Source organism: Amycolatopsis sp. NPDC114504, from assembly GCF_055633595.1.
In genome coordinates, this window is record NZ_JBVKDU010000002.1 from 1,547,617 (window position 1) to 1,560,535 (window position 12,919).

The 12,919-nt window shown below is 70.3% G+C and carries 11 protein-coding genes; 4 read left to right on the plus strand and 7 right to left on the minus strand.

Annotated elements, in window-relative coordinates:
* Positions 1-98 precede the first annotated feature (98 nt).
* A complete protein-coding gene (locus ACZ7PG_RS19310) occupies positions 99-737 on the minus strand; it encodes an HNH endonuclease family protein (protein WP_470240381.1) in 639 nt (212 codons plus the stop codon).
* Between the two features lie 140 nt (positions 738-877).
* Positions 878-1,558, minus strand: a complete 681-nt coding sequence (locus ACZ7PG_RS19315) for a hypothetical protein (protein ID WP_470240382.1) — start codon at positions 1,556-1,558, stop codon at positions 878-880.
* A 78-nt stretch (positions 1,559-1,636) separates the two neighbouring features.
* On the opposite strand from ACZ7PG_RS19315, the gene ACZ7PG_RS19320 reads away from it, so the two are divergent.
* Complete coding sequence (locus ACZ7PG_RS19320) at positions 1,637-2,923, plus strand: adenylosuccinate synthase (RefSeq protein ID WP_470240383.1); 1,287 nt, start codon at positions 1,637-1,639, stop codon at positions 2,921-2,923.
* Here the strand turns inward: ACZ7PG_RS19320 and ACZ7PG_RS19325 are convergent.
* On the minus strand, positions 2,920-3,417 hold the full coding sequence (locus ACZ7PG_RS19325) for an OsmC family protein (RefSeq protein WP_470240384.1): 498 nt from the start codon (positions 3,415-3,417) through the stop codon (positions 2,920-2,922). The genes ACZ7PG_RS19320 and ACZ7PG_RS19325 overlap by 4 nt on opposite strands.
* Positions 3,418-3,646: 229 nt before the next feature.
* Between ACZ7PG_RS19325 and ACZ7PG_RS19330 the strand changes: the two genes are divergently transcribed.
* On the plus strand, positions 3,647-3,838 hold the full coding sequence (locus ACZ7PG_RS19330; protein ID WP_470240385.1) for a hypothetical protein: 192 nt from the start codon (positions 3,647-3,649) through the stop codon (positions 3,836-3,838).
* 16 nt (positions 3,839-3,854) lie between these two features.
* Here ACZ7PG_RS19330 and ACZ7PG_RS19335 read toward each other — a convergent pair whose 3' ends face one another.
* A complete protein-coding gene (locus tag ACZ7PG_RS19335; RefSeq protein ID WP_470240808.1) occupies positions 3,855-5,489 on the minus strand; it encodes a cation:proton antiporter in 1,635 nt (544 codons plus the stop codon).
* Positions 5,490-5,639: 150 nt separating this feature from the next.
* On the opposite strand from ACZ7PG_RS19335, the gene ACZ7PG_RS19340 reads away from it, so the two are divergent.
* On the plus strand, positions 5,640-6,881 hold the full coding sequence (locus tag ACZ7PG_RS19340; RefSeq protein WP_470240386.1) for an MFS transporter: 1,242 nt from the start codon (positions 5,640-5,642) through the stop codon (positions 6,879-6,881).
* A 76-nt stretch (positions 6,882-6,957) separates the two neighbouring features.
* Here ACZ7PG_RS19340 and ACZ7PG_RS19345 read toward each other — a convergent pair whose 3' ends face one another.
* From ACZ7PG_RS19345 to ACZ7PG_RS19355, 3 genes are all read right to left on the minus strand, one after another.
* On the minus strand, positions 6,958-8,508 hold the full coding sequence (locus ACZ7PG_RS19345; RefSeq protein WP_470240387.1) for an amino acid permease: 1,551 nt from the start codon (positions 8,506-8,508) through the stop codon (positions 6,958-6,960).
* A 70-nt stretch (positions 8,509-8,578) separates the two neighbouring features.
* Entirely contained in the window at positions 8,579-9,499 is a 921-nt protein-coding gene (locus tag ACZ7PG_RS19350) for a serine hydrolase domain-containing protein (protein ID WP_470240388.1), read from the minus strand.
* A 40-nt stretch (positions 9,500-9,539) separates the two neighbouring features.
* Positions 9,540-10,691, minus strand: a complete 1,152-nt coding sequence (locus ACZ7PG_RS19355; RefSeq protein WP_470240389.1) for a glycerophosphodiester phosphodiesterase — start codon at positions 10,689-10,691, stop codon at positions 9,540-9,542.
* Between the two features lie 901 nt (positions 10,692-11,592).
* Between ACZ7PG_RS19355 and purD the strand changes: the two genes are divergently transcribed.
* A complete protein-coding gene (gene purD, locus ACZ7PG_RS19360; RefSeq protein ID WP_470240390.1) occupies positions 11,593-12,867 on the plus strand; it encodes a phosphoribosylamine--glycine ligase in 1,275 nt (424 codons plus the stop codon).
* Positions 12,868-12,919 lie beyond the last annotated feature (52 nt).

Consider the following 12,919-nt stretch of genomic DNA (forward strand, 5'->3'; position numbering starts at 1 on the left):
GAGCGACGCTAACCACGCGCTGAAGGCCGTCCCACAGAGCGAACCGCGGTCCCAACCCCTGGCACCGCAACGAATGCCCCTTGACTAACCGCCCGCGATCAGCAGCGGCCGAGCATGTCCGTCAGCGCGGTCTTCTCGGCGCTGTTGATCGTCAGCTTGAACTTGTACTTCACCGCGGTCCACATCTTCGCGTAGGTGCACCAGTAGCTCGTGAGCGGCGGCTTCCACTGGTCGGGCGACTTGTCGCCCTTCTGCTGGTTGACGTTGTCCGTCACGGCGATCAGTTGCGGGTCGGTGAGGTCGTTCGCGTACGCCTGGCGCTGCGCGGTCGTCCACGCGGACGCGCCGGTGCGCCACGCGTCGGCCAGCGGCACGACGTGGTCGATGTCCACATCGGACGTCGCCGTCCAGGTCGCGCCGTCGTACGGGCTGAACCAGCTGCCGGACGTCGCCGCGCAGTCGGACCCGGTGACGACGTTCGTGCCGTCGCGCTTGAGCACCACCTCGCGGGTGTTGCAGCTGTTGCCCTGGTCGATCCAGTGCGGGAACTTGTCCCGGCTGTAGCCGGTCTGCGAACCGTCGGCCTTGACGGTCAGCGACGCGAGCTCGGACTTCGCCGTGGCCGCCGAAGGGATGCCCGGCGGGGTGGCATCGGCGACGCTGACCAGCGTGCCGGAGAGCACGGCGGTGGCCGCGAGAATGGTGAACGAATGACGAACAGCACGCCTGGTTGGCATTTTGCTGCCTCCGGTTCAGGTGTGGGGACAGCTAACCCTGATACACCGGAGTGGCGTGTGCAACACGTATAGGTGACATGTTGCTGCCCGTTGGTGAACGCTGCGTTGCCGCTGGCTCGCTCAATCGTGAAACTAGCAGGTCAGGCCGGTCCGCGGACCAGCCGAAGGTCTTGGGTGTGCCGGTACCACGTCCACTTGTTCACCGCCCGCTCGTGGACGACGTCGTCGCTGACGGGCCGCGTCGGGATGCAGCCGATCTGGAACGCGCGCGAGTAAAGCGTCGTCGGCCGCTTGAAGATCGTCCCCTTTGTGACCCGGACGGCCAGGCCGGGTCCCTCCGGATCCGGCGTCACCTCGATCGACGACGCCGGCCCGCGCAGCGCCACCGCCTCGTCGGCGTAGGCCACGCCGCGGACGAGCCGCAGCACGCCGCGCCCGACGAGCACGCCGCCGACGTCGTCGCGGATCAGCGGCACCGGGTCGACCTCCCCGCGCAGGGCGAGCGCGAGGGCCTGCAGCGGCGTCTTCGGCAGCCCCCAGAGCGAGGCGACGGCCGAGTCCGGCGAGGACGGCACGAACCCGACCGACACGCCGGAGAGCGCGTCCTTGCGCAGCAGCCTCAAGACCACAGCCGCCAGGTCCGCGTCCGTGCCCGACACGACGAGGTGATCGTGTTCGCCCAGCAAGGGGTCGATTTCCGTCTTGCCGGGCCGGCTGGGCACGCGGATCGATTCGACATCATCGACCTCTTCGAAGCCCGCCGCCGCATCGCCACAGGCCACCACTAGTCCGCGCACCCGCAGGACCTCCGTTACAGTCATGCACCGGCATTTCCTCAGCGCCACCGGTGTCCGTCCGGGACACTAAACCTCACGTCGTCGAACACCTTGGAGTGTCACATGCCGGCCATCGTGCTCATCGGTGCCCAATGGGGGGACGAAGGCAAGGGCAAGGCCACCGACCTGATGGGTGACCGGGTCCAGTGGGTCGTCCGTTACCAGGGTGGCAACAACGCCGGTCACACGGTCGTCCTGCCGAACGGCGAGAACTTCGCCCTGCACCTCATCCCGTCCGGCATCCTCACCCCCGGCGTGACGAACGTCATCGGCAACGGCGTGGTGGTCGACCCGGGTGTGCTGCTCGACGAGCTGTCCGGCCTCGAAGCGCGGGACGTCGACACGTCCAAGCTGCTGATCTCGGCCGACGCGCACTTGATCATGCCGTACCACGTGGCCATCGACAAAGTCACCGAGCGCTACCTCGGCAGCCGCAAGATCGGCACCACCGGCCGCGGCATCGGCCCGTGCTACCAGGACAAGATCGCCCGCGTCGGCGTCCGCGTGCAGGACCTGCTCGACGAGAAGATCTTCCGCCAGAAGGTCGAAGCCGCGCTGGAGTTCAAGAACCAGGTGCTGGTGAAGGTCTACAACCGCAAGGCACTCGAGGCGGACCAGGTCGCCGACGAGGTGCTGGCCGCCGGCGAGAAGTTCGCGCACCGCATCGCCGACACGCGCCTGCAGCTCAACCAGGCCCTCGAGCGCGGCGAAACCGTGCTGCTCGAAGGCTCCCAGGGCACGCTGCTCGACGTCGACCACGGCACCTACCCGTTCGTGACGTCGTCGAACCCGACGTCCGGCGGCGCGAGCGCGGGGTCGGGCATCGGCCCGGGCCGCATCACCACGGTCCTCGGCATCCTCAAGGCGTACACGACCCGCGTCGGCTCGGGCCCGTTCCCGACCGAGCTGCACGACGAGTCCGGCGAGTACCTGCGCAAGCAGGGCGGCGAGTTCGGCGTCACCACCGGCCGGTCGCGGCGCACCGGCTGGTTCGACGCGGTGATCGCGCGCTACGCGGTCCGCGTCAACGGCATCACCGACTACTTCCTCACCAAGCTGGACGTGCTGTCCGGCCTGGAGAAGGTGCCGGTGTGCGTGGGTTACGAGGTCGACGGCTTCCGCACCCAGGACATGCCGATGACGCAGACCGACGTGCACCACGCGATCCCGATCTACGAAGAGCACCCGGGCTGGTTCGAGGACATCTCGGCGTGCCGCACGTTCGAGGAGCTCCCGGCGAACGCGCGCGCGTACGTCGAGCGCCTGGAAGAGCTGTCGGGCGCCCGGATTTCGGCGATCGGCGTCGGCCCGGGCCGCGAACAGACGATCGTCCGGCACCAGTTTGTCTAGGTCAGTTTCGTGCTGACCGGCGTCTCGTTGCGGAACAGGTCGAGCACCGGGCAGTGCTCGTCGACCTCGCGCTTGAGGTCTTCGTAGCGCTCGCGGGGCGCCGGCCCTTCCAGTTCGACGGACACGCGCACGTCCCCGAAACCGGGGCGGGTGTTGAAGGAGAAGCCGAAGAAGCCGTGCAGGTCGAGGTCGCCGTCGACGGTGACCTTGACGGAGTCGAGCGGGATGCCGCGCTTCGCCGCCCAGAACTGGTAGGTGATGACCTGGCAGGACCCGAGGGCGGCGAGCGCGAACTCGACGGGGTTGGCGGCCTGGTCGGCCCCGCCGAGCGCGGGCGGCTCGTCGACGGCGAACTCGTGGTCCCGGACCTTGACGTGCACTTCGGTCCTGGTCCCCGGCTTGAGGGTGTTGGCCACGCTGAAGGAGACGGCGGCGTTGTGCGGGTCCGCGTCGACGGCCTTGCGGGTGCCTTCGATGACGTCGGTCAGCGACATGGGTGCTCCTCGGTGATCGGCATTTCGCCACAGAGTGGGCGATTCTGAAAGCGCTCGCTCGGGTTCTCAAGTCCTGAGAGCACCGGCGTCCGGGATGCGGAAGCACTCGACCGGGCGACGCGGGAGCGGTAACGCACGCGGTAACAGCGCGATAACGAGAGGACGGACACCGCAGCCACACCGCAGGAGACCCCCTTTGCCGGAAACGCACAGCCGAGGCCCGATCGACGTGACCCTGGTCGCCGGGTTCCGCACCGCCACCGCCGATCCCGAGGACCTGCGGCGCGCGGTCACCGCGTCACCGGGTTTCGCGCACGTCGATCAGCAGGCCGCGGTGCTCGAACTGGTCCTGCGAGCGGGCACCACCCAGCCGCGAAGCCGTCTTCGGTCCCTGAGAAGGCTTCTGGGTCGGCGGCGCTGACTCGCGGTGCCGGTGCTCAGCTCAACCGGTTCGTGAGCGCCGCCGTCACCGACATCTCCTCGAGGTCCAGTTCGCGCAGCACTTTCTGCAGGATGTCGTCGTCGAGGCGGCCGGCGCGGTTCTCGTCGATCATCGCCTTGCGCTGGGCGATCAGGAGTTCCTTCCGGGCCTTCGCGAACTGGGCCTGTGGGGTGCCGGAGCGGTCCTCGCCGGACAGCTTGATCGTGGCTTCGGCGAACCGGTAGCGCGTGTCGACGAGCCGTTTCAGCCGCTCCTTCAGCTGTTCGACCTTCTCTGGCGGCAGGTCCAGCTCCGCGAGCCGGTCGCGGCTGATCTCCCGAAGCCGTTGGTGCGCCGCCTTCTTCGCGACTTCGCGCGCGGCCAGCTCTTCGGCCTCGTCGCGGGAAGCCTCCGCCGGGTCCTGGACTTTCAGTACGCGGATCAGCGGCGGCAGCGTGAGCCCCTGGATCAGCACCGTCCCGATCGCCACCGCGAACGCGAACAGCTGGATCTCCTCCCGTCCCGGCGTCGCGGCGGGGACACCGGCGGCCGCGGCCAGCGTGACGACGCCGCGCATGCCGGTCCACGAGAGCACGGTGAGCGTCCGCCACGACGGGGCCGCGCGCCCGTAGCCGAACAGCCGCAACGTCCGCGGCAGGTACGCGAAGACGAACACCGCCGGGATCCGGACCACCATCGTCACCAGCAGCACGACCACCGCGACCAGTGCCAGCGTCCCGTTGTCGCGGGCCGCGTGCTGGGCGCCGTCGAGCACGAACGGCAGCTGCAGCCCCATCAGCGCGAACACCAGCGCCTCCAGCAGGACGTCGATCGACGCCCAGACCGATCTGTCCTGCATGCGCGTCGCGGGTGACGCGTAGAGCGAGCGCGCGCCGAGGTAGAGCCCGGCGGCGACGACCGCGAGGACACCGGAGCCGCTGAACTCCGGGCCGAACGGGTGCAGGTGCTCGGCGAGGACGTACGCGCCGAACGGCACGATGATCCCGAACGCCGACTCCAGCAGCGGGTCGTCGAGCAGCCGCCGGATCAGCACGACCGCCGCGCCGATCGCCAGGCCGACCCCGATGCCCAGCACCGTCGCCACGCCGAACACCGCGAACCCGTGCCCGGCCGAGCCGGCGGTGCCCGCGACCGCGGCGAGCGCGACCTTGTACAGCGTCAGCGCGGCGGCGTCGTTGACCAGGCTTTCCCCGGTCAGCACGGCCATCAGCCGGCGCGGCAGCCCGAGCTTGCGCCCGATCGCCACCGCCGTCACCGCGTCCGGCGGTGCCACCACCGCGCCGAGGACCAGCGCCGACGCGAAGGGCACGTCCGGCAGCAGCAGGTGCACGACGACGGCGACGACCACCGCGGTCACCGCCACCAGCACCACGCCGAGCGCGACGATCGGCCGCAGGTTGGTCTTGAAGTGCGTCACCGAGCTCTCGAGCGACGTCGAGTAGAGCAGCGGCGGCAGCACGACCGTGAGGATCAGCTCCGGCTCCAGCTCCAGCCGCGGCACGCCGGGGATCAGCGCGACCCCGAGCGCGACGACCACCACCAGCAACGGCGCGGACAGGTTGTAGCGGCGGGCGAACGCGGTCAGCGCGAGCGAACCGGCGAGCACGCCCATCAGCGTCAGGATCTCCACGCGCGTGATCTTTCCCCAGGTAGAGGCCATGCGCTCGGCTTCCGTCCAATGGAAGTGAGCTGGATTGCGACATAGCACCCATGCATACTTGTGCGCAATCCGCACACCTGTACGGAAACCGTGCACCGACGCACATCCGGAGGTTCTCCCATGTCCCCTGGCACCCGTTCCTGGGTCGTGCCCCTGGCCTGGACCGCCGTCCTGCTCGACGGGTTCGACCTGGTCGTCCTCGGCTCCGTGCTGCCCGTGCTGCTGCGCGACCACGTCTGGGGCCTGACGCCCGCGACGGCGTCGGTCGTCTCGACCGTCGGCCTGGCCGGGATGATGCTGGGCGGGCTGGCGATCGGCACCATCACCGACGTCATCGGCCGCCGGAAGTCACTGATCATCTCCGTGACGCTGTTCTCGCTGTGCACACTGCTATGCGCTTTCGCGCCATCGACGTTCATCTTCGGCCTGCTGCGGTTCGTCGCCGGGCTCGGGCTCGGCGGCTGCCTGCCGACGGCCATCACACTGGTCACGGAGTACGCGCGCCGCGGCAAGTCCGGCAGCGCGACGACCACGGTGATGACCGGCTACCACGTCGGCGCGGTGCTGACGGCGCTGCTCGGCATCGTGCTGATCGCGCCGCTGGGCTGGCGCGCGATGTTCGTCGCCGGGGCGCTCCCCGCGGTCGCGCTGATCCCGCTGATGCTGAAGTTCCTGCCGGAGTCGGAGACGTTCCAGCAGGTCCGCGAGACCGAGCGGTCGGCCGGGCACGCGGTGGCCGGCCTGTTCCGCGGCGGCCTGCTGCGCGCGACGATCGCGTTCTGGGTGACGTCGTTCATGGGGCTGCTGCTGGTGTACGGGCTGAACACGTGGCTGCCGGAGATCATGCGCCAGGCCGGGTACCCGCTCGGCGCGGCGCTGAGCCTGCTGCTGACGCTGAACCTCGGCGGCATCGCCGGCCTGCTCGTCGCGGGCCGGGTCGCCGACCGCGTCGGCATCCGCCCGTCGGCGCGGGTCTGGTTCGTCGCGGGAGCCGTCTTCCTGGCTCTGCTGAGCGTGAAGCTGCCCGCGGTCGGGCTGTACGCGGCGGTGTTCCTGACCGGCTGCTTCGTGTTCAGCGCGCAGGTGCTGGTGTACGCGTACATCGGCCGGATCTACCCGGACGCGATCCGCGCGACGGGCCTCGGCTGGTCCGCCGGAATCGGCCGCATCGGCGCGATCTCCGGCCCCCTCCTCGGCGGCGCGCTCCTGACGGCCGGAATCGCGTACCCGTGGGGCTTCTACGCGTTCGCCGCCGTCGGCGCCCTGGGTGCGGTAGCGGTCTCGGTGGTCCGCCCTGGCCGCCAAAGCCCGGCCCAGGACACCGCCCCGGCGGTCACCGAATCCCGGCCCGCCACCACCTGAGTCTGCCGCGGCGGGGTCGTGAGTGAGAAACAGCGTTAGAACACTGTTTCTCACTCACGACCACTTGCGCCGAGCGTCAGCCGAGGTCCTTCAGTTCCTTTTCGACGGCCGCGAGCTCGGCCTCCGAACCCTGGACCTTGGGGCCCTTGAACCACTTGTGGGCCGAGAGCACCCACCACAACGCCGCGCCGCCGAGGACCACGAGGAACGCGATCGGCGTGTAGTTGAACGAGTCCACCGTCACCGGCGACGCCTGCGGGAGCATGAACAGCACGAAGATCAGGACGACCCACGTCGTCGCGATGATGCCGACCGGCTTGCCCCAGCGCCCGAGGTGCCACGGCCCGCGCTCGAAGCTGTCGCCCAGGCGGACGCGCAGGAACACCGGGATCACGTAAGCGACGTACAGGCCGACGACGGCGATGGACGTCACCGCGCTGTAAGCCGTGTAGCTCCACAGGTACGGCAGCGCCAGGATCAGCGCGCCACCCGCGCCCAGCCAGACGGCGTTGGTCGGGGTCTGCGTGCGCTTGTTGATCTTGTGCCAGAAGTTCGACCCCGGGATCGCGCCGTCCCGCGCGAACGCGTAGATCATCCGCGAGTTGGCCGTCACCGAAGCCATCCCGCAGAACAGCTGCGCGCCGATGCAGATCAGCAGCAGGAACTTGCCGGTGACCGCGCCGGTGGCGTCGATGAAGATCTGCGCGGGCGGGACGCCGGTGGACGAGCCGACCTCGCCGGCGTAGTCCTGGATCGCGAACGTCAGGCCGATCAGCAGGATCCAGCCCGCGACGAGCGAGACGACGATCGACATCACGATGCCGCGCGGTCCGGCCGTCGCCGCGCTCTTCGTCTCCTCGGTCATGTGCGCCGACGCGTCGTAGCCGGTCAGCGTGTACTGCGCGACCAGCAACCCGAGCGCGAAGACGTAGAACGCCGAACCCCAGCCCGTCTGGTTGACGAAGCTGCCGAAGACGAACGACGCGTCCTGGTGCTTGGCCGGCACGAAGACCAGCACGCCCACGATCACCAGCACGCCGATGAGGTGCCACCACACGCTGACGTTGTTGAGGATCGCGACGATCCGGACGCCGAAGGTGTTCAGCAGGCCGTGCACCACGAGGATGATCGCGAGCAGCAGGATCGTGTGGCCCGGCGTCGCCGCGAAGCCCCACTGCAGGTCGAGGAACGCGTTGAGGAACAGTGCCGCGCCGAAGTCGATGCCCGCGGTGACGGCGATCTGGCCGACGAGGTTGAACCAGCCGGTGAACCACGACCACGCCGCGCCGTTCTTCCGGGCCAGCCTGGCGGCCCAGTAGTACAGCCCGCCCGCGGTCGGGTAGCTGGAGCAGACCTCGGCCATGCCGAGACCGACCAGGATGACGAACACCCCGACCAGTGGCCAGCCCCAGATCATCGCGGCCGGGCCGCCCGTCTTCATGCCGAACCCGTAGAGCGTCAGGCAGCCGGACAGGATGGAGATGATGGTGAACGAGACGGCGAAGTTCGAGAACCCCGACATCGTCCGCTTGAGCTCCTGCGCGTAGCCGAGCTGGTGGAGGCGCGCGCTGTCGTCATCGTGGGCGGGGTCGTGGTCGGGAGTGGTCTGCTGGTCGGAAACGTCCATCGGGCACCTCTTGAAAGGTATGCGGCCAGACCATTGAATTCGCCGAAAGTAGCCCCGGTCCCGAAGGGTGTCAAGCCTTCGTCAAGAACTCGTCCAGCCGCCGTAGCCGGGGCCCGCCACCACGGTGGTCGTTCGAGATCAGCGTCGCGGTGATGCCGGAGGACGGCTGGTGCAGGCTCACGAACGTGACGCCGTGGTCGCCGCCCTCCAGCCGGAGCACGCCCGGCCGCGGCAGCCAGAAGCCGAGCCCGTAGCCGGCCACGTGCGGGCGCAGCGCCCGGTCGGCCCACTCGCGCGGCACGATCCGGCCGTCGAGCAGGGCGGGCCAGAACTTCCGGAAGTCCGGCGCGCTGCTGTAGATCCCGCCGTCGCCGAAGCCCACGACCGGCAGGCTGAACACGTTGGTGCGGCCGTCTTCCAGGTAGCCGGTGGCCGTCCGGCCGGGGAGCGCGTCCGACCGGAGGAACGCGGTGTCGGTCATCCCCGCGGGCTCGGTGACGCGGGTCCGGACGAGGTCCGCGAAAGGTATGCCCGCGACCCGTTCGGCGATCAGGCCCAGGACGGCGAACGCGCCGTTGTTGTAGTGGAACCGCTCGCCGGGCGGGAACTGCTGCGGGAACCCGTCGAGCGCGACGAGGTAGTCGGCCGACGTGACGAGACCGGGCGGGGTCTCGGGCGGGTTCTCGTCGTCGCAGAAGTCGCCGATGCCGGACGTGTGGGTCAGCAGGTGCTCGATCGTGACGCGGTCGTCGATCAGCGGCAGGTCGTCACCGAGGATGTCGCGGGCTTTCGTCGTCAGTGCGAGGTGTCCCTCGGCGACCAGGCCGATGACGACGAGAGCGGTTAACCCCTTGGTGCCACTGGCGATCGCGAACCGGGTGTCGACGGTGTTCCGGACGGCGTAACCGATGTGCGCGTACCCGGCCGCCTCGGCGTGCAGCGTCTCGTCGCCGCGGCTGACCAGCACGACACCGGAAAAGGGCGCTTCCATGGACTCAGCGTCCACGGAAGCGCCCGTCACGGCAAAGTGTTTACCGGCCCAGGAACGCCTGCAGCGACTCCAGCGCGGTGTCCGGCTGGTCGGCGAAGAAGCCGTCGACGCCGGCCTTCAGGAACGCGGCCTCCTCGGTGAAGACGTCACCGTAGGCGTCCGGCTCGGCCGACGAGCGCAGGTTCGCCGGCAGGAACGGGTTCTCGTTCCGGAACGTGTACGGCTGCACCTTCAGGCCCGCCTTGTGCGCGTCCGCGACGATCGCGGTCGGCTTGGTCAGGTTCCCGGCGGCGTCGAGCGGGATGATCTGCGCCTTGTCCGGCCCGAGGTACTTCGCGTACTTCGCGACGTCCTTCAGTCCCTTCGCCGAGACGATGTCGGCGTAGGTCCGCTTGTCGCCGCTCGCGACGAAGTCCGCCGGGGCGCCGCTCGCGGAGGTCAGCTGCAGCAGCGGCGTCCGGACCTGCTTGTGCAGCGCGATCAGGTTCGACACCTCGAACGACTGGATGATCGCCGGCGCGTCCGGCCGGTCGAGGCCGTTCTTCTTGAGGGCCGCGACGAGCTTCGGCTCGGTCGGGTTGCCGATCGACTGGAAGAACGTCGAGTGCTTGACCTCGGGGTAGGTGCCGAGCGTCCGGTGCAGCTCCTTGCCGAGCCGCTTGGTCAGGTCGAGCACCTCCTGGAAGGTGGCGATCTGGTAGCGCCCGTTGTACAGCGTGTTGTGCGGCCGGTTCGCCGGGATCCGCTCGACCGCGCGCAGCGTCTTCAGCTCGGCGAGCGTGAAGTCCTGGGTGAACCAGCCGGTCGTCGGGACGCCGTCGATCACCAGGGTCTTCTTGCGGTCCGCGAACTCGGGGTGCTTCGAGACGTCGGTGGTCCCGCTGATCTCCGGCTCGTGCCGGGCGACGAGCTGGCCGTCCTTGGTCGGCACGAGGTCGACGTCGACGAAGTCCACGCCCATCCGGTAGGCGAGCTCGTACGAGGCGAGGGTGTGCTCCGGCCGGTACCCGGGCGCGCCGCGGTGTCCGATGATCACGGGGTCATCGTGGCCCCGTCCGTGCGCGGCCGCATCGGCGGACCCCCCGCTTTCGGACGGCACGGTGGACGCACTCGCCGACCCGACGGCCAGTCCGGTGACGCTCAGCAACGCCAGTCCGGCGAGCGCCAGCACGCCGACACGTTTGCGCTTCATCTGGTGACCTCTTTTCACACAGGGTGTGCCCTGACTACCCGTGCAACCCTCGATGTCGCAAGCGTCCGAAGTGCGTATCTGGACGAACACCCCGGTAAACGGCGCGTGGACTCCTGCTCGCGCCTGTGGCCTCCGGCGCGGTGCGGGCCGGGCGGGTGGCGCACGCCGGCGGGCGTGCCACGCGGGGTTCGCCTTGCAAGCGACCGGCGGGCCACGCGGGCGATCGCGCCGCGGCCGGCCGGACTGCCCGCCCCGCACCGCCGGCCGCTCGCGTCGCGCAGGCCAGCGGCGACCCGCTCCGGCCCCGGCGCACTGGCCACCTCGCCGACGCGCGGCGGCAGGGCGGCAGGGTGGCTGCTCGGCGTTCGCGCTGCAGGCTGCCGGCCGGCTCGCCCCGGCCTGCCCTCTCGTCGGGGCGCACCCGCGTGTCTCGGGCCTCGGTAAACGGCGCGTGGACTCCTGCTCGCGCAGCCCCGCCCTCCCTGGGGGCAGCCCCGCTTCCAGCGTATCGGCGCCCTCCGACGAACCTCCGGATCGCTGCGGCCGGAGGCCAAGTTGTCCACACCGGTGGTGACTTGTGGACAAGCCCGTCAGCCGCCTCCCTGCCCGGCCCGGGGGACGCCGGCCCGCGGCACGGCGGGGGCATCTGCCGGCGGCGGTGTGCGGTCGAGTCCGATGAGCGACCTGTGGACTCCTGCCGGCACGGGGGCACCCGGCTGGCACGGCGGTGCGGGCCGGCCGGGTGCCCCCGTGCCGGCGGCGTGCGGCGGTGCGGGCCGTCGCAACCAGGACAGTCACCAGCCGGTAGCGCCCCGTGAACACCGCGTGGAACCCCGCTCACGCCGGGTGGCGGAGGACGGCGAAATGTCCGGGGTGAACACGGCCGGATACTCTGTGCGGCGTGCGCGTACTGGTAATCGGCTCCGGCGCCCGTGAGCACGCCCTCGTCCTCGCGGCCTCCGGCGACCCCACCGTCACCGCCCTGGCCTGCGCGCCCGGCAATGCCGGGACGGCCGCCATGGCCGAGCAGCTCGGTGTCGAGGCGGCGGATCCCGAGGCGGTCGCGGCCCTCGCGAAGAGCTGGCAGGCCGACCTCGTCGTGGTCGGGCCCGAGGTTCCGCTCGTCGCCGGTGTCGCCGATGCCGTCCGCAAGGCGGGCATCGCCTGCTTCGGTCCCTCGGCCGCGGCGGCCCGCATCGAAGGCTCGAAGGCGTTCGCGAAGGACGTCATGGCCGCGGCGAACGTGCCGACCGCGCGCAGCGAGGTGGTCGACAACCCGGCCCGCCTCGACGCCGCGCTCGCCCGCTTCGGCCCGACCTGGGTGGTCAAGGACGACGGCCTCGCCGCCGGCAAGGGCGTCGTCGTCACGACCGACTACGACGTCGCGCGCAAGCACGCCATCATGCTGCTCGACGGCGGTCACCCGGTCCTCCTGGAGTCCTTTTTGGACGGTCCGGAGGCGTCGCTGTTCTGCTTCGTCGACGGCCACACCGTCGTCCCGCTGCTGCCCGCGCAGGACTTCAAGCGCGTCGGCGACGACGACGCCGGCCCGAACACCGGCGGCATGGGTGCCTACGCGCCGCTGCCCTGGGCGCCCGAGAACCTCGTCGACGAGCTGGTCGAGAAGGTCGTCCAGCCGGTCGCCGACGAGCTGGTCGCGCGCGGCGCGTCGTTCTCCGGCCTGCTCTACGCCGGGCTCGCGCTGACCTCGGACGGCCCGCAGGTCATCGAGTTCAACTGCCGCTTCGGCGACCCGGAGACGCAGGTCGTGCTGGCCCTGCTGCGCACCCCGATCGCCGGGCTGATGCTCGCCACCGCCACCGGCAAGCTCGCCGAGCACCCGCCGCTGGAGTGGGCGGGCGGCGCCGCGGTCACCGTCGTGATCGCCGCCGACGGCTACCCGGGCAAGCCGCGCACCGGAGACATCATCGGCGGTGCCGAGCTGGAAGGCGTGCTGCACGCGGGCACCCGCCGTCGCGACGACGGCGCCGTGGTCTCCTCCGGCGGCCGCGTGCTCTCGGTGGTCGGCACCGGCAAGACGCTCAAGTCGGCGCGCAAGCACGCGTACGAGACCGTCGAGAAGGTCCACCTCGCGGGCTCGCACCACCGCACGGACATCGCGCTCAAGGCGGCGAACGGCGAGGTCGGCGCTCCGACGGCCAAACAGCGCGCCTGATCCGGGAACCGGCGGGGGACGATGTTCGTCCAATCTCAGCCTGCTGTCACAC